Source organism: Neisseria sp. P0006.S004 (genome assembly GCF_051963015.1).
In the GTDB taxonomy this organism is placed as follows: domain Bacteria; phylum Pseudomonadota; class Gammaproteobacteria; order Burkholderiales; family Neisseriaceae; genus Neisseria.
Map to the genome: position 1 here is coordinate 90664 of NZ_JBQCUS010000003.1, position 22426 is coordinate 113089.

24 protein-coding genes, 1 tRNA gene and 1 pseudogene are annotated in these 22426 nt (G+C 48.9%); 14 read left to right on the forward strand and 12 right to left on the reverse strand.

Features of this window, described 5'->3' with window-relative positions; translation table 11 throughout:
* The first annotated feature begins 33 nt into the window (after positions 1-33).
* From ACTHR2_RS05595 to htpX, 4 genes are all read left to right on the forward strand, one after another.
* Positions 34-1557, forward strand: a complete 1524-nt coding sequence (locus tag ACTHR2_RS05595) for a phospholipase D family protein (RefSeq protein ID WP_263336609.1) — start codon at positions 34-36, stop codon at positions 1555-1557.
* 43 nt (positions 1558-1600) lie between these two features.
* Positions 1601-2134 (forward strand): C40 family peptidase, encoded by a 534-nt coding sequence (locus ACTHR2_RS05600; RefSeq protein ID WP_263336613.1) that lies wholly within the window; start codon positions 1601-1603, stop codon positions 2132-2134.
* 197 nt (positions 2135-2331) lie between these two features.
* The gene (gene hemF, locus ACTHR2_RS05605; RefSeq protein WP_440375461.1) at positions 2332-3240 is read left to right on the forward strand and encodes an oxygen-dependent coproporphyrinogen oxidase; all 909 of its coding nucleotides are present in this window, start codon (positions 2332-2334) and stop codon (positions 3238-3240) included.
* 188 nt (positions 3241-3428) lie between these two features.
* Complete coding sequence (htpX, locus tag ACTHR2_RS05610) at positions 3429-4268, forward strand: protease HtpX (RefSeq protein ID WP_263336619.1); 840 nt, start codon at positions 3429-3431, stop codon at positions 4266-4268.
* Positions 4269-4316: 48 nt separating this feature from the next.
* Here the strand turns inward: htpX and hpnC are convergent, their stop codons facing one another.
* The 3 genes from hpnC to miaA are packed head-to-tail and all read right to left on the reverse strand — an operon-like array spanning position 4317 to position 6854.
* Positions 4317-5132, reverse strand: a complete 816-nt coding sequence (gene hpnC / locus ACTHR2_RS05615) for a squalene synthase HpnC (protein ID WP_263336622.1) — start codon at positions 5130-5132, stop codon at positions 4317-4319.
* A gap of 54 nt (positions 5133-5186) precedes the next feature.
* Entirely contained in the window at positions 5187-5909 is a 723-nt protein-coding gene (gene tadA, locus ACTHR2_RS05620; RefSeq protein ID WP_263336625.1) for a tRNA adenosine(34) deaminase TadA, read from the reverse strand.
* Positions 5910-5912: 3 nt separating this feature from the next.
* A complete protein-coding gene (miaA, locus tag ACTHR2_RS05625) occupies positions 5913-6854 on the reverse strand; it encodes a tRNA (adenosine(37)-N6)-dimethylallyltransferase MiaA (protein WP_263336628.1) in 942 nt (313 codons plus the stop codon).
* Between the two features lie 217 nt (positions 6855-7071).
* On the opposite strand from miaA, the gene bioB reads away from it, so the two are divergent.
* A complete protein-coding gene (gene bioB / locus ACTHR2_RS05630; RefSeq protein WP_263336630.1) occupies positions 7072-8124 on the forward strand; it encodes a biotin synthase BioB in 1053 nt (350 codons plus the stop codon).
* Between the two features lie 46 nt (positions 8125-8170).
* Here bioB and ACTHR2_RS05635 read toward each other — a convergent pair whose 3' ends face one another.
* From ACTHR2_RS05635 to ACTHR2_RS05650, 4 genes are all read right to left on the reverse strand, one after another.
* Positions 8171-9181 (reverse strand): adenosine deaminase, encoded by a 1011-nt coding sequence (locus ACTHR2_RS05635; protein WP_263336635.1) that lies wholly within the window; start codon positions 9179-9181, stop codon positions 8171-8173.
* A gap of 77 nt (positions 9182-9258) precedes the next feature.
* Complete coding sequence (locus tag ACTHR2_RS05640) at positions 9259-10038, reverse strand: ferredoxin--NADP reductase (RefSeq protein WP_070608885.1); 780 nt, start codon at positions 10036-10038, stop codon at positions 9259-9261.
* 98 nt (positions 10039-10136) lie between these two features.
* Positions 10137-10580, reverse strand: coding sequence for an META domain-containing protein (locus tag ACTHR2_RS05645; RefSeq protein ID WP_263336641.1), 444 nt, complete (start codon positions 10578-10580; stop codon positions 10137-10139).
* A gap of 70 nt (positions 10581-10650) precedes the next feature.
* The gene (locus ACTHR2_RS05650; RefSeq protein WP_263336645.1) at positions 10651-11808 is read right to left on the reverse strand and encodes a trans-sulfuration enzyme family protein; all 1158 of its coding nucleotides are present in this window, start codon (positions 11806-11808) and stop codon (positions 10651-10653) included.
* A 178-nt stretch (positions 11809-11986) separates the two neighbouring features.
* Here ACTHR2_RS05650 and folE2 point away from each other — a divergent pair, with 178 nt between their 5' ends.
* Positions 11987-12760 (forward strand): GTP cyclohydrolase FolE2, encoded by a 774-nt coding sequence (gene folE2, locus ACTHR2_RS05655; protein WP_263336647.1) that lies wholly within the window; start codon positions 11987-11989, stop codon positions 12758-12760.
* Between the two features lie 216 nt (positions 12761-12976).
* A complete protein-coding gene (gene dsbD, locus ACTHR2_RS05660) occupies positions 12977-14782 on the forward strand; it encodes a protein-disulfide reductase DsbD (RefSeq protein WP_263336651.1) in 1806 nt (601 codons plus the stop codon).
* 61 nt (positions 14783-14843) lie between these two features.
* Here dsbD and ACTHR2_RS05665 read toward each other — a convergent pair whose 3' ends face one another.
* Positions 14844-16016: an alpha-hydroxy acid oxidase gene (locus ACTHR2_RS05665; protein WP_263336705.1), complete on the reverse strand. Its 1173-nt coding sequence runs from the start codon at positions 16014-16016 to the stop codon at positions 14844-14846.
* A 359-nt stretch (positions 16017-16375) separates the two neighbouring features.
* On the opposite strand from ACTHR2_RS05665, the gene iscR reads away from it, so the two are divergent.
* The 6 genes from iscR to iscA all read left to right on the forward strand — a co-directional run bounded on the left by iscR (position 16376) and on the right by iscA (position 19683).
* Entirely contained in the window at positions 16376-16822 is a 447-nt protein-coding gene (gene iscR / locus ACTHR2_RS05670) for a Fe-S cluster assembly transcriptional regulator IscR (protein WP_004519894.1), read from the forward strand.
* 51 nt (positions 16823-16873) lie between these two features.
* Entirely contained in the window at positions 16874-18088 is a 1215-nt protein-coding gene (locus ACTHR2_RS05675) for an IscS subfamily cysteine desulfurase (protein ID WP_004519895.1), read from the forward strand.
* A 118-nt stretch (positions 18089-18206) separates the two neighbouring features.
* A complete protein-coding gene (locus ACTHR2_RS05680) occupies positions 18207-18335 on the forward strand; it encodes a hypothetical protein (RefSeq protein WP_004519897.1) in 129 nt (42 codons plus the stop codon).
* A gap of 68 nt (positions 18336-18403) precedes the next feature.
* Positions 18404-18790 carry a Fe-S cluster assembly scaffold IscU gene (iscU, locus tag ACTHR2_RS05685; RefSeq protein WP_003674559.1) on the forward strand — a complete coding sequence of 129 codons (387 nt, stop codon included), beginning with the start codon at positions 18404-18406 and terminating at the stop codon, positions 18788-18790.
* 257 nt (positions 18791-19047) lie between these two features.
* A complete protein-coding gene (locus ACTHR2_RS05690; RefSeq protein ID WP_263336714.1) occupies positions 19048-19341 on the forward strand; it encodes a recombinase RecA in 294 nt (97 codons plus the stop codon).
* 21 nt (positions 19342-19362) lie between these two features.
* Positions 19363-19683: an iron-sulfur cluster assembly protein IscA gene (iscA, locus tag ACTHR2_RS05695; protein WP_063075834.1), complete on the forward strand. Its 321-nt coding sequence runs from the start codon at positions 19363-19365 to the stop codon at positions 19681-19683.
* Here iscA and ACTHR2_RS05700 read toward each other — a convergent pair.
* Positions 19643-19865 (reverse strand): annotated as a pseudogene (locus tag ACTHR2_RS05700) (alternative ribosome-rescue factor A). The gene iscA and the pseudogene ACTHR2_RS05700 sit on opposite strands and share 41 nt — an antisense overlap.
* Before the next feature lie 79 nt (positions 19866-19944).
* Between ACTHR2_RS05700 and hscB the strand changes: the two are divergent.
* On the forward strand, positions 19945-20445 hold the full coding sequence (hscB, locus tag ACTHR2_RS05705; protein ID WP_263336720.1) for a Fe-S protein assembly co-chaperone HscB: 501 nt from the start codon (positions 19945-19947) through the stop codon (positions 20443-20445).
* Positions 20446-20553: 108 nt separating this feature from the next.
* On the opposite strand, the gene ACTHR2_RS05710 is transcribed toward hscB, so the two are convergent.
* The 3 genes from ACTHR2_RS05710 to ACTHR2_RS05720 form a co-directional block, all read right to left on the reverse strand.
* Entirely contained in the window at positions 20554-21126 is a 573-nt protein-coding gene (locus ACTHR2_RS05710) for a 50S ribosomal protein L25/general stress protein Ctc (RefSeq protein WP_263336728.1), read from the reverse strand.
* Positions 21127-21191: 65 nt separating this feature from the next.
* Entirely contained in the window at positions 21192-22175 is a 984-nt protein-coding gene (locus ACTHR2_RS05715) for a ribose-phosphate pyrophosphokinase (RefSeq protein ID WP_263336733.1), read from the reverse strand.
* A 176-nt stretch (positions 22176-22351) separates the two neighbouring features.
* Positions 22352-22426, reverse strand: a tRNA-Gln gene (locus tag ACTHR2_RS05720).

Sequence of the window (22426 nt, forward strand, 5' to 3'; positions counted from 1 at the left end):
CATTTAGGTAGGGATTGTTTGTACCGGTTTCCCATGAAATTTCATCTTCCTCTTCTTTATACCCTGCTATTGGGCGGTTGCGCCGCGTTTTTGCCATCATTGGACGAACGCACCCAAAGCAGTTATCTTGACATCCCTTCAACGCCGCGACTGGACAGCGCCTTAGGTATTCCTTCTACTCCCTCCAAGGCCGATATTTCCCATATCTATCTGCTGAACGATGCCCATGAAGCCTTTGTCGCCCGTGCCGCCCTGATTGAATCCGCCGACCATACCCTCGATTTGCAGTACTATATCTGGCACAACGACATCTCCGGCAAGCTTTTGTTCAACCTGATTCATCGCGCGGCCGAACGCGGCGTCCGTGTGCGTTTGCTTCTGGACGACAACAACACCAACGGCATGGATGATCTCCTGCTTGCACTCGACAATCATCCCAATATCGAAGTCCGTCTGTTTAATCCCTTTATTTTCAGAAAATGGCGTGCACTCGGCTATGTTACTGACTTTCCGCGACTTAACCGCCGGATGCACAACAAATCGTTTACCGCCGACAACCGTGCTACCATTTTGGGCGGACGCAATATCGGCGACGAATATTTTAAGGTTAACGACGATACCATCTTTGCCGACCTCGATATCCTCGCCACAGGCCGCGTCGTAACCGAAGTTTCCCAAGACTTCGACCGCTATTGGGCAAGCCATTCCGCCTACAACGCAACCAGCATCATCAAACGGGGAAACCTGCAAAAAGGATTGGTAGAGCTCGATTACACCGACCAAGATAAAAACCAAACGCTCATCCGCTACCGTCAAAGTATCGAACACTCCAACCTCTATCAAAAAATGCAGAGCAACCTTATGGAGTGGCAAAGCGTCAGCACACGCCTGATCAGCGATGACCCGGCCAAAGGCTTAGACCGCGACCGGCACAAACCGCCTATTTCCGAACGCCTGCAAGATGCCCTCAAGCAACCAGAAAAAAGCGTTTACCTTGTCTCCCCTTATTTTGTACCCACAAAATCGGGCGTTAAGGCCATAGAAAAGCTGATTCACAACGGCGTGGACGTTACCGTCCTGACCAATTCGCTCCAAGCAACCGATGTTGCCGCCGTCCATTCCGGCTACGTCAAATACCGCAAACCTTTGCTTAAAGCCGGAGTCAAACTTTACGAACTCCAGCCAAACCACGCCGTTCCGACTTCCAAAGACCGCGGCTTGACCGGTAGCTCCGCCACCAGCTTGCATGCCAAAACATTCATCGTGGACGAGAAACGCATTTTCATCGGCTCATTCAACCTCGACCCACGCTCCGCACGCCTCAATACCGAAATGGGTGTCGTCATCGAAAGCCCCGAAATCGCAGGCCAAATGCAGCGCACCCTCGTAACGACCACCCCAAGCTACGCCTATCAAGTAACGCTTGGCAATTACAATAAACTATACTGGTATGACCCAAGCGAAAAACGAACTTACGCACACGAGCCCGAAGCCAAGTTCTGGAAACGGATGACTTCAAAAATCCTGTCCATTCTGCCCATAGAAGGATTATTATAGAGGCCGTCTGAAAACAGAAATCATGCGGCCGGAGGAATTCACCATGTATCGACTCATCTGCAAAACCCTATTTGTTTGTACCACCGGCCTATTGTTGGCCTCATGCGGCACCACAGGCAAACACAAATCCCACAAGCCGCAAACAACCGCCAGAAAAGTCCAATCTGTCCGCATTTCCCATATCGACCGCACTCAAGGTTCGCAGGAATTGATGCTTCACAGCATGGGTCTGATCGGCACGCCCTACAAATGGGGCGGCAGTACCACAGCCACAGGCTTTGACTGCAGCGGCATGATCCAATTCGTCTATAAAAACGCCCTCAACGTCAACCTGCCACGCACCGCGCGCGATATGGCCGCAGCCAGCCGTAAAATTTCCGATGACAAATTAAAAGCCGGCGACCTGGTCTTTTTCAACACCGGCGGCGCACACAAATATTCCCATGTCGGCCTCTACATCGGCAACGGCGAATTCATCCACGCCCCCAGCAGCGGCAAAACCATCAAAACCGAAAAACTTTCTACCCCGTTTTACGCCAAAAACTATTTGGGCGCACATACCTTTTTTACTGAATAAATCAAGGCCGTCTGAAAGGTATCGCAACATCATCGATACCTTTCAATCTATTGCTGATGAGTCAAGCTTGATTGCAAGATAGCCCCATGCAAAAATTTACCCATAATAAAGCAATAGTAAAATAACACTCAGTTTTAAAAGCTTAAATCATCTTTCGCCCTGTCATTTTATAAGTACAAAACCATCAAGGAAATATCATGCACACAGAATCCGTTCTAACCCTCCTCAAAACCTTGCAAAACCAAATCTGCACCGCGCTGGAGCAAGAAGATGGTGAAGCCGAATTTGTGCATGAAGCATGGACAGGGAAACTGGGCATCGGCGAAACACGCGTATTGAAAAACGGCGCAGTATTCGAGCAGGCCGGTGTAAATTTTTCGCATGTAAAGGGAACCCAAATGCCGGCTTCTGCCACTGCCCATCGTCCGGAATTGGCAGGCGCGGCGTTTGAAGCCATGGGCGTATCGCTGGTGATTCATCCGAAAAATCCGTATGTGCCGACCAGCCATGCCAATGTGCGCTTTTTTATTGCCTATCCTGAAAATGCCGAGCCAGTTTGGTGGTTTGGCGGCGGCTTTGATTTGACGCCGTTTTATCCTTTTGAAGAAGATATCGTGCATTGGCACACAGTGGCGCGGGACGTATGCGCGCCATTTGGCGAATCGGTTTATCCTGAATTCAAACAATGGTGTGACGAATATTTCTATTTGAAACACCGTAACGAAACACGCGGCGTGGGCGGCCTGTTTTTTGACGATTTAAACCGTTGGGATTTCGATACCTGCTTGAATTTTATCAAAGCGGTTGGGGAAGGCTATATCGCCGCGTATCTGCCGATTGTGGCCAAACGCAAAAACACGCCTTATGGGGAACGTGAACGCGATTTCCAACTCTACCGTCGCGGACGCTATGTCGAGTTTAACTTGGTTTGGGACAGAGGCACGCTGTTCGGCCTGCAAAGCGGCGGCCGTACGGAAAGCATTTTGATGTCCATGCCGCCTTTGGTACGCTTTGAGTATCAATATGCACCGGAAGAAGGTTCACCCGAAGCACGCCTCAATCAATTCCTTATACCGCGCAACTGGCTGGAAGAAGCCGGCAGATAGTTTACCTATAAGAGGCCGTCTGAAAAGCGATTCTCACTGGTTGAGACTACCTTTTCAGACGGCCTTTGCTTCAATTGCTTTGAATTTGCATACCTTTGCCTATCATGCTGTTTCATCTCTATAGAGTTTTTGAGACAATGCGCCCATATAAAAATCACCTCACAAACCACACTAAAAAGGAATAATCGGTGAAACGCATTTTCTTATTTATCGCAACCAATATCGCAGTTCTGGTTGTCATCCGTGTTATTTTGGCCATCTTGGGCATCAACAGTACCGACCAGGTTGGCAGCTTGTTGGCTTATTCCGCAGTCGTCGGCTTCAGCGGCTCGATTGTCTCCCTGCTGATGTCAAAAACCATCGCCAAACATTCGGTCGGCGCCGTCGTCATCGACCAGCCCCAAAGCAAAGAAGAAGCTTGGCTGTTGGCAACTGTTGAAGCACAAGCCCGCCAATGGAATCTGAAAACGCCGGAAGTAGCCATTTACGACTCTCCCGAGCCTAACGCCTTTGCAACCGGCGCAACCAAAAACAGCTCGCTCGTCGCTGTCAGCACCGGCCTGCTCGATCACATGACCCGAGATGAAGTCGAAGCCGTTTTGGCGCATGAAATGGCGCACGTCGGCAACGGCGATATGGTAACGCTGACGCTGATTCAAGGTATTGTGAATACTTTTGTCGTCTTCTTGGCGCGTATCGTTTCCAGCATGGTGGCGCGCAACAATGACGGCAGTACGTCGCAAGGTACATATTTCATGGTCAGCATGGTATTGCAAATCGTATTTGGCTTCCTCGCCAGCATCATTGTGATGTGGTTCAGCCGCCAACGCGAATACCGCGCCGATGCAGGCGCTGCAAAACTGGTGGGTGCGCCGAAAATGATTGCCGCCCTGCAACGCTTGAAAGGCAACCCCAGCGACCTGCCGCAAACCATGACTGCAATGGGCATTGCCAGCGAAGCCAAAGATTCTTGGTTCAGTACCCATCCTTCTTTGGACAACCGCATCAGCCGTTTGAAAAACCGCTAATCGAAAACATCAAGGCCGTCTGAAACATCCATTTCAGACGGCCTTTTTTTATTTCTTCAGCAAAGCTCGTTTGATGATAATCATCCAGTCTTTCTTATCCAACAGCGGCCGCTGGTTAAACACATCATATTTGCAACCGTCCAGCTTCTGCAAAATCAACTGGCCGCCGACAATAATCATGCGCAACTCAAAACCGATTCGTCCTTTGAGGGTTTTGCCCAACGGCGAGCCTGCCTTCAGCATTTGAAAAGCACGTTGGCACTCGTGCGCCATCAGTCGTTGAAAAGCAAAGTCGGCTTTGCCGGTCGCAATCTGCTCTTCGCTGACTTTGAACCTCTGCAAATCTTCCTGAGGGATGTACACGCGACCTTTCTGCCAATCTATCGCCACATCCTGCCAGAAATTAATCAGCTGCAAGGCAGTACAAATGCCGTCGCTTTGCGCCATGCTCACTTCATCGGTTTGCCCGTACAAATGCAGCATAATACGTCCCACCGGATTGGCGGACAAGCGGCAATAGGCAATCAATTCACCAAAGTTTTCATAACGGGTTTTGCCCACATCCTGACTGAACGCCGCCAGCAAATCATAAAACGGCTGCAACGGTAATTGAAACGGCTCAATCGCTTCGTTGTACAAACGCTGCATCAAAGCCGTTTGCGGTTTCCCACCTTGTGCAATGCGGTCTAATTCTGCTTTCAATTCGTCCAGTTGGCGCAGGCGTTCGGCTGCTTCGGCATTACCTTCGTCGGCAATATCGTCCGCCGTCCGTGCAAAAGCGTAAACGGCGTGAATCGGCTTGCGCAAACGGCGCGGCAGCACAATGGAGCCAACTGGAAAGTTTTCGTAATGATTGACTGACATGGGAAATCCGAAAATTTAAAATAAAGTTTTTTTTGCTGACAGGCCGTCTGAAATTCAGACGGCCTTACGTTTGGCCGCAAAGAAATCCTGCAATACGCTTTGGCATTCTTCTGCCAATATGCCGCCTAAAATTGCGGTATGCTTGTTCAGACGTTTGTCGGCAAACAAATCGACCACGCTGCCTGCCGCACCGGTTTTAGCTTCGGCCGCACCATAAATCACGCGCCCGATCCTTGCCTGTATCAAGGCAGAGGCGCACATGGAGCAAGGCTCTAATGTGATGTACACGTCGCAATCTTCCAAACGGTAGTTTTGTAAGGCTTTGCCGGCAGCGGCAAGTGCGTTGATTTCGGCATGATGGCTGACATTGTGGTCGCCAATGCAGGTATTGTGTGCCGCTGCGATTACCTTGCCTTGATATACGATGACCGCGCCAACGGGGACTTCGCCCAATGCTGCCGATTGTCTGGCCTGTTCTATCGCCAGCCGCATAAAGGTTTCCACATCGCCTTGAGAAGGAAAAACGGCAACAGGCGGATGGTTTTTCAAGGCCTCGCCCAGCTCCGTCTTTCTCTCCTCGGAAATACACCGGACATCCACACCTGAAACCAACGCGTCAAGTTGCCACAAGGTGCTTTTGGTTACGGTCAAACCCGACGCTTTCAGCAATAGAAATGCACGAACTGCGTCGATTTTTTGCAAATCTTCCCGTGTACGAATACCCAATTCTTTTAATGCGGCCAATGTTTTAGGCGCAAGTGGTGGCGTGGTCAGCATGGATTATTCCTGAAAATGCTGACGCGCCAAGGCTAAGGCCGTCTGAACATAATCGCTGTCTGCGTAAGGATCTAACGTGTGCGCCAAAGGAATTTTCCGCAACCAGGTCAACTGGCGTTTGGCAAGCTGGCGCGTGGCGACAATGCCTTTTTCGACAAAGGTGTCATAATCGGTTTCGCCTTCGAGATAATCCCAAGCCTGACGGTAGCCCACGCAGCGCATAGACGGCATGTCGGCATGCAGCTGCGGATAATCGTGGCGCAAGGCGTGCATTTCATCGAGGAAACCGTGTTCCAGCATATTTAAAAAGCGTTTTTCGATTTGCTGGTGTAACAAATGGCGGTCTTCAGGGATAAGGGCAACCGTACATAAATCCAATAAAGGCGCGGCCTGCTTCTGCTCTGTGAAATGTTCGCTCAAAGGCTTGCCGGTCAGAAGGTAGACTTCCAAAGCGCGCTCAATACGCTGACTGTCATTGGCTTTCAGACGGCCTGCCGTAATCGGGTCAACTTCCTGCAAACGGCGATACAGGCCTGCCAGACCATGTTCGTTTTTTTCTGCCTGAAGCTGTGCGCGCACCGCCGTATCCGCGCCGGGCAAATCGTTCAAACCTTTCGTCAGCGCGTGGAAATACATCATCGTACCGCCGACAATTAGCGGATAGCGTCCGCGCGCATGTATTTCGTTCACCAAGCGCACGCAGTCGCCGACAAAATCCGCCGCGCTGTAACTTTCCAGCGGCGAGATAATATCAATCAAATAATGCGGTACGGCGGCAAGCTCTTCGGCAGTCGGCTTGGCTGTACCGATGTCCATGTCGCGATACACCAGCGCGGAATCCAAACTGATGATTTCCACCGGCAACGATTGGGCAATATTTAAGGCCAGTGCGGTTTTACCGCCGGCGGTCGGGCCGAGTACGGCGAAGGCTTTGGGCGCGTTCATAAGAAAACGGAAAAATTAAAAATGCGATTATAGCAAACCCGGGCAAACCATATTTCAGGCCGTCTGAAACATTTGCTCTACATTATCAAAAGCGTTACACTTGCTGCGCCGTTTCAGACGGCCTTTTATATTGATTTCAAACCTGCTGCTGCCGTCATTGCGCCGGCAGTCAAGCCGTCAGCGACACTGCGTCGCTGTAAACACGAAAGAACACACTATGACCGTATCTCCCGTAGCCTTGCGCCGTCAAACCGAGCGCAAGCCGCATCCGACTGCGCGTTATTGGAAAAAATGCGATGTCGAGGCTTTGTTTGGACTGCCTTTCCTCGACCTCGTTTTCCAAGCTGCCGAAATCCACCGCCAAAACTTCAACCCGCGCGAAATCCAGCTTTCCACCCTGCTCTCCATCAAAACCGGCGGCTGCCCCGAAGATTGCGCCTACTGCCCGCAATCGGCACACCACAACACCAATCTGGGCAAAGAGCAGATGATGGACGTGGACGAAATCGTTGAAAAAGCCAAAATTGCCCAATCGCGCGGCGCCAGCCGTTTCTGCATGGGCGCGGCATGGCGCGGACCCAAACCCAAAGACGTAGCTGTCGTTTCCGAAATCATCAGCGCGGTGAAAGGCTTGGGCATGGAAGTGTGCGGCACCTTCGGCATGCTCGAAGACGGCATGGCTGAAGACTTCAAAAAAGCCGGTTTGGACTACTACAACCACAACCTCGACACCGACCCCGAACGCTACAACGACATCATCCACACCCGCAAACACGAAGACCGCATGGATACTTTGGGCAAAGTCCGTAATGCCGGTTTGAAAGTCTGCTGCGGCGGCATTGTCGGCATGAACGAAACCCGCGCCGAACGCGCAGGCCTGATTGCCAGCCTTGCCAACCTCGACCCGCAACCCGAAAGCGTGCCGATTAACCAGTTGGTTAAAGTAGAAGGCACGCCGCTGGCCGATGCCGAAGATTTGGACTGGACGGAATTTGTCCGCACCATCGCCGTCGCGCGCATTACCATGCCGCACAGCTACGTCCGCCTGTCCGCAGGCCGCAGCAATATGCCGGAATCCATGCAGGCCATGTGTTTCATGGCTGGCGCAAACTCGATTTTCTACGGCGACAAGCTGCTGACTACGGGCAATCCGGACGAAGACGGCGACCGCCTGCTGATGGAAAAACTGAATTTGTATCCGCTGCGCTTTGAATTGGAAGAAGAATACAAAGCCGCGCAGAAAACGCCTAAAATCAAAGTCGACTATTAACCGCCATCAACAAAGGCCGTCTGAAACTTTTTCAGACGGCCTTTTATCATGATTCAGCATTAAAACTTTCAATCTTCCGTATCCATTTTTCCTTTTCCTCCTCGCTCAAAAACGAAGCGCGGAACGAATTGGCGCACAAGGTTTTAATTTCTTCCACACTCAAATCCAAAGCCTCGGCAAGCACTTCAAAATTACGGTTCATATAGCCGCCGAAATACGCCGGATCATCGGAATTAACGGTTACCAATACGCCGCGTTGCAACATACGGCGCAAATTGTGTTTTGCCATCTCCGGAAATACTTTTAATTTCAAATTGCTCAACGGGCAAACGGTCAACGGCATTTGCTCTGTAATCAAACGCGCCATCAAGGCCTCATCTTCTTCCGCCCGTACGCCATGATCGATACGGCGGGCATGCAGCAAGTCCAAAGCCTCGTAAACATATTCCGGCGGTCCTTCTTCTCCAGCATGTGCCACCGTCAACAAACCCTCCGCCCGCGCCTGAGCAAACACACGTTCAAACTTGGACGGCGGATGCCCCAGCTCGCTCGAATCCAAGCCTACGCCGATGATGTGTTCTTTATAAGGCAAAGCCTGATTTAAGGTTTCAAATGCGCTTTCTTCCGACAAATGCCGCAGGAAACACATAATCAAATGCGTACTTATGCCCCATTGCTGCCCGGCTTCACGGCAGGCTCGGACAATGCCGTTAATCACGGTTTCAAACGCCACCCCCCGCGCAGTATGGGTTTGCGGATCGAAAAATATTTCCGTGTGCACGACATTGTCTTCGCGGCAACGCTCAAGATACGCGCGGGTCAAATCGTAAAAATCCGCCTCGTGCAACAATACGCCGGCACCGGCATAATAAATATCCAAAAACGACTGCAAATTGTGAAAATCATAAGCCTGCCGTACCGCATCGACATTTTCATAAGGAATCGTGATGTGGTTGCGCTTGGCGATTTCAAACATCAACTCCGGCTCGAACGTCCCTTCGATATGGACGTGCAGCTCGGCTTTGGGCAGGGCTTGGATCAATTGTTTGATATTCATATTTTCTCTGATTTTCGGTTTATATTTAATATTGAAGGCCGTCTGAAACTTTCAGACGGCCTTTGACCATTTACCTGTTAGAAACCATTTTCCATCATGATTTCGCCGGGGATACGGTTGCGGTGCATAGCGTAGCCTAAATCCATTAGTGCTTGGAAAGTGTCTTTGACCATTGCCGGGTTGCCGCAGACCATAAAGCGCGTATCGGCCTTGGTGAACTTGAAGCCGACTTTTTCTTCCAAGCCGCCATTCTTCAGCAATTCGGGAATCCGTTTGCCGCTCAATGCGCCTTCCGTTTCCTCACGCGTAGTGACTGGCACAAAAGTGAATTTATGGAAATATTCTTCAATCAGCGGATGCTCTTTCAAATCGGCAAGGCGCTGGTTGAAAATTAACTCGTCGGCGTAAGAGACGGAATGCGCCAAAACCAAACGGTCGAAACGCTGCCAAATTTCAGGCTGCTCGATAATGGAGAGGAAAGGCGCAATGCCTGAACCTGTGCAGAGCATAACCAAATCTTTTCCGTCGGGGAAACGCTCGGGCAAGAGGAAACCGGTAGCCGTTTTATCCAATAAAATAGTGTCGCCCTCTTTCATCGCAGCAAAACGCGCCGACATCGGGCCGCCTTCGATTAATACTGCGAAATACTCAAGCGTATCGGCGTATTCGGCAGATACGACAGAATACGCGCGCCAAATAAAGCCCTCGCCGTCACGGAAACCAAGGCGCGAAAACTGCCCTGCCGAAAAACGGTAGGACTCAGGGCGGCTGATGGCAAAAGTCATCAGCTTGGGCGTATGGTGTTTGATCCACAAGACTTTTTCTTCGGTAAACTTGGCTTCTGGAGAAGCTGCCATAATAGGTTTCCTTGATATTCGGTATCAGTTTCAAATAGGGCTTATTATAAAGATTCAAAAGGCCGTCTGAAATATTTATTTTCAGACGGCCTTTAAGATTATTCACGGCGCAAACGGATGCTGATGCCTTTTTGTTCCAAAATCAAATCGTTACCGTCAAAACGATAGTTCCACACGCTTTGTTTGCGCAAAAACGCATCTTCCAGCTTCATGTCTTCACACAGCATCATGCTTACCGCAATATGGCCAAAATCAATTTTGTCCGAACCAATCGTATTGGCTTGGAACATCATACCGTTACACCCCATCTTGCCATACGCCTTAGGCATCTCGCTCAAATCCAGATAGGCATCAATACCGGCCAATTCTTTTTCGGTGAATTTATTAAAAGCGACAACACGCCATTTGGCGGCTAAAGTAGGTTGCACCGTTTGTTGAGTTTGCACCTGCGCTTTAGAGGCTTGTTCAGGCTGAGATACTGAAGGAGATGTACAAGCTGCCAAAACCACCATACTCATCAATGCGCCGAATAATGTTTTCATATCTATTCCTTATGTATTACTAAAGGCCGTCTGAAAAACTATTCACCTTCAGACGGCCTTTAAGCCTTATTTACAAAGTCGTATCCAATGCTTTGGAAATATCGTTCCAAATATCGTCAACGTCTTCAATACCGACAGAGAAACGCAGCAGGCCGACTTTGATACCCATTTCCATTTTCACATCATGCGGCACGCCGCTGTGGGATTGGGAATAGCAATGGTTGACCAAACTTTCCACGCCGCCGAGGCTGGAAGCCATTTTGACCAGTTTCATGTTTTTAATCACGCTATTGGCTGCTTCACGCGTATCGTTTTTGAGATAAACCGTCACCACTCCGCCGATGCCTCTGGGCATTTGTGCTTGGGCGAGTTCGTAATGTTCGTGAGACGGCAGGCCGGGATAGAACACTTTTTCAATGGCAGGATGGGCTTCCAAACGGCGTGCGATTTCGAGTGCGTTTTGGCAATGGGCGTTCATGCGCAAGGCCAACGTTTTGATACCGCGCAACACCAGCCAGCAGTCCATCGGACCTGCAATCGCGCCGGTATGCACCATCATGTCGTGCAAAGGCTGCGCCAGCTCTTTGGTTTTGGCAACGACTACGCCCATCAATACGTCCGAATGGCCGCACAAATATTTGGTAGCGGAATGGAATACAAAATCGCAACCCATATCCAACGGCTGTTGCAGATACGGCGTGGCAAAGGTGTTGTCGATGCCGACCAGCGCACCGGCCGCTTTGGCTTTTGCGGCAAGCGCTTTGATGTCTACCAAGCGCAAAAGCGGATTGGACGGCGTTTCCAGCCAAACCAGTTTGACATTGTGCGCTTTGAGCAGCTCATCCAAATTATCCGGATTGCCCAAATCGGCAAAAACAACGTTCACACCCCATTTTTGATAAACATCGACCAATAAATCATAAGCACCGCCGTAAATATCGGCGACAGCAACAATGGTATCACCCGGGCGCAGGAAAGTACGCCATACGGCATCAATCCCCGCCATGCCGCTGGAAAACGCAAAACCGGCCGCACCATGCTCCAAATCGGCAACGGTATCTTCCAAGACCTGGCGGGTCGGGTTGCTCAGGCGCGAATAGCGGTAAGGAACCTGCTCGCCGATTTCGTGCAAGGCAAACATACTGTTCTGATAAATCGGCGGCATCAGCGCGCGGTTGTGTTCGTCGCAATCGTAGCTGGAATGAATGGCTTTCGTGGCGAATTTCATTTAGTCTCTGCCTATGTAGATGTGAATAATCGAAGATTTTATCACTATCTGAAAAATAGAAACAATCAATGCAGGCGGATAAAGCAAGTGATATAATCTCGCATTTGCAAATCGGCCGATACGAGTCGATTCCCTCCACACGCATCTCAACAATCCTATCATGAAGGACATACCACGCATGAACGCCATTGCAGACGTGCAATCCAGCCGCGATTTACGCAACCTGCCGATTAATCAGGTCGGCATCAAAGACCTGCGCTTTCCGATTTCCCTCAAAAGCAAAGAAGGCGAACAATCCACCGTCGCCCGCCTGACCATGACGGTTTTCCTGCCTGCCGACCAAAAAGGCACGCATATGTCGCGCTTTGTCGCCCTGATGGAAAAACAAACCGATGCTTTGGATTTCGATACGCTGCACAAGCTGACTGCCGACATGGTTGCCCTGCTGGATTCCCATTCCGGCAAAATCAGCGTTTCCTTCCCATTTTTCCGCAAGAAAAGCGCGCCGGTCTCCGGCATCCAATCGCTGCTCGACTATGATGTTACCCTGACCGGCGAAATCAAAAACGGTACATACAGCCACAGCCTGAAAGTGATGGTTCCGGTTACTTCCTTGTGTCCGTGTTCCAAAGAAATTTCCCAATACGGCGCGCACAACCAACGTTCGCATGTGACCGTCAGCCTGATTGCAAACGCGGATGTAGCCATCGAAGAAATCATCGATTACGTCGAAGCACAGGCAAGCTGCCAACTCTACGGTTTGCTTAAACGCCCTGACGAAAAGTATGTAACGGAAAAAGCATACGAAAATCCGAAGTTTGTCGAAGACATGGTTCGTGATGTGGCCACGGTGTTAATAGCCGACAAACGCATCGAATCATTCGTCGTCGAAAGCGAAAACTTCGAATCGATACACAACCATTCCGCTTACGCTTATATCGCTTATCCTTAAAGTTGAGCCAAATAGCAACAAAGGCCGTCTGAACGTTTCAGACGGCCTTTGGCATAAATTGAACGATAACATGAGACTATCGGTCATATATGGGCAACCCTATTTCGATATAATTCAAAAGCATTAGATTTCTCTCGCAATATTTAACATAAATTAAGCCGATTGTTTTCCCATCATTTATAATGACGGTTTCTCAACGGCATCTCCGTAGATACTATGAAAAAATTCCTTTATTTCCTCATTGCATTTTTAGGCTTGAGCAGCTTCGCATTCGCAGTAGATGCCAATGATTTGCTGCCTCCAGAGCAAGCCTTTGTACCTCAAGTCAATGTAACCGATCAAGGCATCAGTGTGCAGTTCAAAATCGCTGACGGCTACTATATGTACCAGTCCAAAATCGTTGCAGCGACCAATCCTGACAAAATTCTAGGCGAACCCAAATTCAGCAAAGGCGAAGAAAAAGAAGACGAATTCTTCGGCAAACAAACGGTTTACCACCATACCGCACAGGTCGACCTGCCTTACAAACAAGCCGCGCCGCAATACAAACTGACGCTGACTTATCAAGGCTGCGCCGAAGCCGGTGTGTGTTATCCGCCTGTGGATACCGAGTTTGACATAAAAGGCAACGGGGTTTACCAGCCGCAAAGCGATGAGCCGGTTTCTGCCAAAGACCGCTTTTTGCAACCGTCCGCCTCTTCAGACGGCCCAATGCCTGCCCAGCCTAGTGCAAACAATCCCGATAGCAGCCGCTTCAAGCTCTCTTGGGATACTTTAAACGCCAACCTGTTGGCGTTTTTTGTCGCAGGTTTGGGCTTAAGCTTTACCGCCTGCATGTATCCGCTCCTGCCGATTGTTTCCAGTATTGTCGTGGGCGATAAAAAAGCCGGCAAAGGCCGCGCATTCACCTTGTCGATGGTGTATGTACAAGGTTTGGCACTGACCTATACCTTGGTCGGCGTGATTGCCGGTTTGACCGGTGCGCTGTTGACCGTATGGCTGCAACAGCCTTGGGTTGTGCTTGCCGCTGCCGCGTTGATGGTGGTACTGGCTATGTCCATGTTCGGCCTCTTCAATATCCAGCTGCCCAACTCTGTCCAATCCTATTTCCAAAATCAAAGCAGCAAACTCTCCGGCGGTAAAATCGTTTCCGTCTTTATCATGGGTATTTTGTCTGCGCTGATTGTCGGCCCGTGCGTTGCGCCTCCGCTGGCATTTGCTTTGGGCTATATCGGCCAAACCGGCGATGCCGTGTTGGGCGGCCTCGCGCTTTATGTCTTGGCACTCGGCACCGGCGTACCGCTCATTATCATCGGCACATTCGGCGGCCATATCCTGCCTAAAGCAGGCGACTGGATGAACGGCATCAAATACGCGTTCGGCTTCATTTTGCTGGCCGTTGCCGTATATCTCGCCACGCCGCATCTGCCCTATTTCGCAGTAGTCGGCCTCTACACCTTGCTGATGATTGTTCCCGCCCTGATGCTTTTGACAAAATCAGGCAAACAAAAAGGCCGTCTGAAAACAGTTGCCGCCGTATTAGGCTTTTTACTGTTGATTGGCGGCTCGTGGTTTGGCTGGCAAAGCTTCAACAAACAAACCACCGCCCTGCACCACTTTTTAACGTTGGTTCCGCCATCCGAAGCCGGCCAAGAAACCGACCACGGCAAGATGTTTACCGATGTCGGCGAACTCAAAGCCGCTATGGATGCCGCCTTGAAAGCCGATCCAAGCAAGCCCGTGCTAATTGATTTCTACGCCGACTGGTGCGTATCCTGCAAAGAAATGGCCGCCTACACGCTCAACCAACCGCAGGTACACGAAGCGGTCGATATGCAGCGCTTCTTCCAAATCGACGTAACCGCCAACACTCCCGACCATCAGGCCTTACTGAAAGAATACGGCCTCTTCGGCCCTCCGGGTGTGTTTGTGGTCCACGCCGACGGCAGTCATAGCGAACCCTTATTAGGCTTTGTCAAACCCGATGCCTTCATTGAATGGTATCGCAAAAACGAGAAATAGCCGTCTATAAAAAGGCCGTCTGAAAACAGATTTTCAGACGGCCTTTTCATATGTTCAAAAATTAAAACTCATCTTGATGCCAACGCGTAGAACGCAAAATGCTGGAATCAACATCTTGAATATTACGATGGCCGGTAAACGCCATAGAAATATCCATTTCTTTATACAGGATTTCCAGCGCACGGGTTACGCCTTCTTCACCATACGCACCCAAACCATACAGGAACGCCCGGCCAATCATCGTACCTTTCGCACCCAAAGCCCAAGCCTTCAAAATATCCTGACCGCTGCGGATACCGCTGTCCATCCAAACCTCGATGTCGCTGCCCACTGCGCTAACCACATCAGGCAAAGCTTTAATGGCAGACACGGTATCGTCAAGCTGACGACCGCCATGATTGGAAACGACCAATGCGTCCGCACCGCTTTTCGCTGCCTTTTCCGCATCTTCAGGTTCCATAATGCCTTTGATAATCAGCTTGCCGCCCCACAAATCCTTAATGCGCGCCACATCGTCCCAGCTCAGGCGCGGGTCGAATTGTTCGGAAGTCCATGAAGACAGCGAAGACAAATCGCCTACGTTTTTCGCATGACCGACGATATTGCGGAAGGTACGGCGTTCCGTGTTCAGCATTTTCATACACCATTCCGGTTTGGTCGCCAAATTGATTAAATTGGCGATGGTCGGTTTCGGCGGCGCAGACAGGCCGTTTTTAATGTCTTTGTGGCGCTGACCCAAAACCTGCAAATCGGCGGTCAATACCAAAGCCGAACAATTGGCAGCTTTTGCACGCTTAATCAGGTTTTCCATAAACTCGCGGTCGCGCATCACATAAAGCTGAAACCAAAACGGCGAGCTGGTGTTTTCAGCCACATCTTCAATCGAACAAATAGACATGGTCGACAGCGTAAACGGAATACCGAATTTTTCCGCCGCCCGCGCCGCCAAGATTTCACCGTCGGCGTGCGCCATGCCCGTGAAACCTGTCGGCGCAATCGCTACCGGCATTTTCACATCCTGCCCGATCATTTTGGTCTCAAGGCTGCGTCCTTCCATATTAACCAATACTTTTTGACGGAAACGGATGTCTTTAAAATCCGACGTATTTTCACGATAAGTGGTTTCCGTCCAAGAGCCTGAGTCAATATAGTCATAAAACATACGCGGCATTTTACGTTTGGCAACAAGGCGCAAGTCTTCGATACAGGTTATTTTGCTTAAATCACATTTCATTGTCGATTGCCTCTGTTCAAGTAAAGACGGATGGTTCAGGCCGTCTGAATATTTCAAACAACCCTTTGCTCTGCTCCATCAAAACAACTAAATTTTAAGAATAATTTTGATAATCTATATTAGTATCAATATTAAATCAAAACATTTTAACCCTGATATTTGTAGGGTTGATAGCCTTTTTTCAGACGGCCTTAAATCCAAATTACAGAAAAATAAAGAAAATATTTTCCAATTTAAAAATCAGCCAATGCCACCATTTAAACAAACAATCAAACCGAGCTGCCACATACTTGACTGAAACACTCAGATATTAGACAATTCCCCCACTAATAAAAACGCCCCACACAGGCAACCACACCATGAGACTGACTACCAAAGGGCGATTTGCAGTAACCGCCATGATAGATTTGGCGATGAACGCGCAAACAGGCGCTGTCAAACTCAGTGCCATCAGCGAACGACAAAGCATATCGCTTTCCTACCTCGAACAATTATTCAGCAAGCTGCGCCGTGCCGGATTGGTTGAAAGCCTACGCGGCCCCGGCGGAGGCTATATCCTTGCCGCACCCGCCGAGCAAATCAATATTGCACAAATCATCTCCGCAGCCGAAGACCGACTGGATGCCACACAATGCGGCAGCAAAGCAAACTGCCACCACGGTGCCCCCTGCCTGACCCATGACCTTTGGGAGAACTTAAACAAAACCATCAATGATTACCTCAGCAGCGTTACGCTGCAAAGCATCATTGAACAAAAAAACTGCAGCGACAGCAGTCATGTCGTTACCTTTACACACATTCATTAAACCGACCTACGGCAAAGACCGCAGGCAGATGACCAAACGAAAGAGCAAACCATGACCGTCAAAACCCCCGTATACCTCGACTACGCCGCAACCACTCCCGTTGACCGCCGCGTTGCCGAAAAAATGATTCCCTACCTGTCCGATATTTTCGGCAACCCAGCCTCCAACAGCCACAGCTTCGGCTGGGAAGCAGAAGAAGCAGTCGAAAAAGCACGCGCAGACATTGCAGCCCTGATTAACGCCGACTCCAAAGAAATCGTTTTTACCAGCGGCGCAACCGAGTCCAACAACCTCGCTATCAAAGGCGCGGCGCACTTCTACAAATCTAAAGGCAACCACCTCATCACCGTAAAAACCGAGCACAAAGCCGTGCTCGATACCATGCGCGAACTCGAACGCCAAGGTTATGAAGTAACTTACCTGGACGTACAAGAAAACGGTTTGGTCGATTTAGACGTACTGAAAGCCGCCATCCGCGAAGACACCATCCTCGTTTCCGTTATGTGGGTAAACAACGAAATCGGCGTGGTTCAAGATATTCCTGCCATCGGCGAAATCTGCCGCGAACGCAAAATTATTTTCCACGTTGACGCAGCACAAGCATGCGGCAAAGTACCTGTTGATGTTGAAGCTGCCAAAGTTGATTTGCTGTCTATGTCCGGCCACAAAGTATACGGCCCTAAAGGCATCGGCGCCCTGTATGTACGCCGTAAACCACGCGTCCGCCTCGAAGCCCAAATGCACGGAGGCGGTCACGAACGCGGTTTCCGTTCCGGCACATTGCCGACCCATCAAATCGTCGGCATGGGCGAAGCCTTCCGCATTGCCAAAGAAGAATTAGCACAAGACACTGCGCACTACCTGAAACTGCGCGATATCTTCCTCAAAGGTATCGAAGGCATCGAAGAAGTCTACATCAACGGCGACCTCGAACACCGCGCTCCAAACAACCTGAACGTCAGCTTCAACTTCGTCGAAGGCGAAAGCCTGATTATGGCAGTCAAAGAACTCGCCGTATCCAGCGGCTCCGCCTGTACTTCCGCAAGCCTTGAGCCAAGCTACGTTTTACGCGCACTCGGCCGCAACGACGAATTGGCACACTCATCCCTGCGCATCACCTTCGGCCGCATGACCACCGAAGAAGAAGTCCAATTCGCAGCAGAACTGATTAAATCCAAAATCGGCAAACTGCGCGAACTGTCTCCTCTGTGGGAAATGTTTAAAGAAGGTATCGATTTGAACTCGATTGAATGGGCAGCGCATTAATCCGCATTTATAAAAGGCCGTCTGAAAATCAATAAAACTTTTCAGACGACCCATATATAGATCTCATTTGATCCCTTAGCCCCACTAAGGCATAACTTTCAGATTAAAGACATAAACTATGGATGAACAAGAACTCGACCTCGATAATCTTGACAACCTGCTTGAAGATTTTGACGGCGTTACCGTGGAAGGCGGCGTCGATTCGGAAAACGACGACGGCTGCGAAGGCGGCGCGTGCAAAATCTAAACTTCAGGCCGTCTGAAAATCAGCAAACAAACTACTTAAACTATCAAAAACATTAAGGAAACCACATCATGGCATACAGCGATAAAGTAATCGACCACTACGAAAATCCTCGCAACGTTGGTACTTTCGACAAAAACGACGAATCTGTCGGTACCGGCATGGTTGGCGCGCCCGCCTGCGGTGACGTAATGCGTCTGCAAATCAAAGTAAACGATGAGGGTATTATCGAAGATGCAAAATTCAAAACTTACGGTTGCGGCTCCGCCATCGCTTCTTCCAGTCTGATCACCGAGTGGGTTAAAGGCAAAAGCCTTGACGATGCACTGGCAATCAAAAACAGCGAAATTGCCGAAGAATTGGAACTGCCGCCTGTGAAAATCCATTGCTCCATCTTGGCTGAAGATGCGGTAAAAGCAGCCGTTGCCGACTATCGCAAACGTCAGGAAAACAAATAACCGGATTCAACGAACCCTTGTCGGCAGGTGCCCAAGATTCCCGGCGAGTCTTCGAGAAAAGTAAATCTAATGGTTTCCCTCCCTCTTCTTTTGTGAGGCAAAACCAACTGTACAGAAACTTAATCGTTTTGAAGTTGCTACCAAGTTTGGGATTACCTGCCAATCTATCCCCTCTCCCCGCGGGAGAGGGTTAGGGAGAGGGCAATAAGCTACAGCTTATATTTAGTCGTTATACCTGCAAAATCAAAGAAGACGATATGCCTTTTACCGATGAAGAAATCCAATCCCTACTTGCTGTCAAAGGCATAGGTAAAACCATATTGCAGCGTTTGCGGCAAATGGGGTTGGATGATGTTGCCAAGCTGGCGGCGGCAGATTTGGACGATATTTTGGAACAAGGCGCACAATTGACCGGTTCGACCTGTTGGAAAAACAGTCCGCAGGCAAAAGCTGCCATTGCCGCCGCAATAGAGTGCGGCAAAACAGCGTTTTCAGACGTCCTGAGAGTCAAGAGGTCGTCTGAAATAAAAAAGCAGACAAACAGAAAATGATTGCGAAATGAGGAAAAAAGCATGATTACCATCACAGAAAACGCAGCCAAACACATCAACGGCTACCTGACCAAACGTGGCAAAGGCTTGGGCGTGCGCTTAGGTGTGAAAACCAGCGGCTGCTCGGGCATGGCATACAACCTGGAATTTGTCGATGAAGTGAACGAGGATGACCTGATTTTTGAAGAACACGGTGCACGCGTTTATATCGATCCGAAAAGCTTGGTTTATCTAGACGGCACGCAAGTCGATTACACTAAAGAAGGTTTGCAGGAAGGTTTCAAATTTGAAAACCCAAACGTTAAAGACTCCTGCGGCTGTGGCGAGAGCTTCCACGTTTAAAATATAAAAAATGGCGGGAAAGTATCAAAACCATCCCGCCATTTTTTGGCTTCTTGCCTATTATAGCTACCTTTGCCTTTTCTTTTTCGTTCTACTTTGTGTCGGAACAAATCAGATTTGACTAAGGCTTTTAAGGTATTGTCTCGTATTTTGCCTTTATTGTGTTGCACCTTACCGGTCATATTGTTTTCCTTTCGTATAAACAGTTTCCGGATTATATCGTAAAATAATCCTCTTCTTTAGATTTTTTCCTTTAATATCATGTCTCAATACTTCAACCTCTTCCAGCTTGAGCCATCTTTCAATATTGATACTGAAGCACTCGAACAAAGCTATCGGGCTTTAGCTGCCCGATTTCATCCTGATAAATTTGCTTCTGCTTCAGCTTTTGAGCAGAAACAAGCCGTTATGATGTCTTCTACAATTAATGATGCCTACCGCACATTAAAAAGTCCTATTGATCGGGCTGCTTATCTCTTGAAAAGCCAAAATATCGATGCTGATGCACCTGAACACACTTCGTTTTCACCGGAATTCCTCATGCAGCAGATGGAATGGCGGGAAACATTGATGGATGCTCAAATGGAACAAAACCATGATGCCATCCGGGCACTGGATCAAGAAATTCAAGAAGTACAAAGCAGCCTATATCAAGATTTGCAACAAGCATTTGAACAGCAGGATTATGAATCAGCTGCACAATGGGTACGGCATGGACGCTTTCTTAATAAGCTTCGCAATGAAATTGCTTCAATCTTATAAAGTACATATGCTGTTACATTTGCCTAAGTTTTATAGCAAATGATTTTATATGTAAAACAAAAACCGTATCAGATAAATCTGATACGGTTTTCTTATATTAACTACCGATTAGCGTTTTTTACCAGTAACAGTAGCAACAGCCAGGTTTTCATTACGTTTCAGGGAAACGCTTTCAACACCTTCTGGCAATTTGACGTCTGACAAGTGCAGAATGTCGCCGGCAACTACTGATGCACAATCCAACTCCAAGAAAGCAGGAATGTTTGCAGGCAAAACAACTACTTCAACAGAAGTGTTCAACAGAGATACGCGACCACCTTGCAGTTTAACAGCTTGAGAGTTTTCAGCGTTAACAATGTGCAGAGGAACGCGGATGCGTACAGGTTGATCAGCTTTTACAGCTTGGAAGTCGATGTGTTGAACTTCGCGACGGAATGGGTGCATTTGGAAGTCACGCACGATAACGTCTTTAGTTTCACCGTTCAAAGACAGTTTAATCAAAGCAGTATGGAAAGATTCTTTTTCCAATGCGTAGAATACAGTTTTGTGGTCTACAGCGATAGCAACAGGCTCTTGACCTTCACCGTACAGAATGCCAGGGATTTGGCCTTCGCGACGCAGGCGGCGGCTCGCACCAGTGCCTTGGGCTTCGCGAACAGAGGCTTGAATTTCGTAAGTCATGTTTAATACTCCAATTTAGATAAAATCGTCATCATCGGCCGCGACCAGCTTAAGACGACATCGGGTTATGGCAGCAACATGCTGCCTGTCATCACTTCTTCATTAAAAAGATATGAGACGGATTCTTCATTGCTGATACGGCGTACCGTTTCAGCCAGCAAACCGGCAATAGTTACTTGACGGATGCGTTCACATTTTTTAGCTGCTTCAGACAACGGAATCGTATCTGTTACAACTACTTGGTCAATTTCGGAAGAAGCAATTCGACTCACTGCTTCACCAGAGAATACTGCATGGCTGGCGTATGCCAGTACACGATCTGCACCGCGCTCTTTCAGGGCAACGGCTGCTTTACACAAAGTATTTGCCGTATCGATCATATCATCTACGATCAAGCAGGTACGGCCTTGAATGTCACCGATAATATTCATTACTTCAGCCACGTTGGCTTTAGGACGACGTTTGTCGATAATGGCCAAATCAGCATTTAAAGATTTAGCAACAGCACGTGCACGTACAACACCACCGATATCAGGGCTGACAACAGTCAGATTGTCGATACGTTGTTGTTTAATATCGTTCAATAAAATCGGGGTAGCGTAAATATTATCTACCGGAATATCGAAGAAACCTTGAATTTGGTCGGCATGTAAGTCAACAGTCAATACGCGGTCAATACCGGCTGAGTACAACATATTCGCAACCAATTTAGCGGAAATCGGTACACGAACAGAGCGAGGACGGCGATCTTGACGCGCATAGCCAAAGTAAGGAATCGCGGCAGTAATACGACCGGCAGAAGCACGTTTGAGTGCATCGGCCATAGTCAAAATTTCCATCAGATTGTCATTGGTTGGCGCGCAGGTAGGTTGCAAAATAAACACATCGCGACCACGCACATTTTCCAACAATTCAATGGCTACTTCGCCATCAGAGAATTTGGAAACAGTGGCTTCACCGAGTGAAATATCCAAATGTTTGACAACACGTTGCGCCAATTCCGGATTTGCATTACCGGTAAACACCATTAAACTGTCATAAGCAGCCATATCTTCACCTGATTCAAGATTTGATTTACGCGCAGAAAACATTACGCTTCCCTCTGCCCCATGTCTAAGACACTAATTACGCGATTATACGCGTAAAGACGGGTAAAAAAAAGTTTTTCAGCGTTATTTTGCTCTTAGCGTAAAAAAGCGTGTAAGAAAACTTACACGCTTTTATTTGGCTGGGGAGGAAGGATTCGAACCTTCGCATGCTGGAATCAAAATCCAGTGTCTTAACCGCTTGACGACTCCCC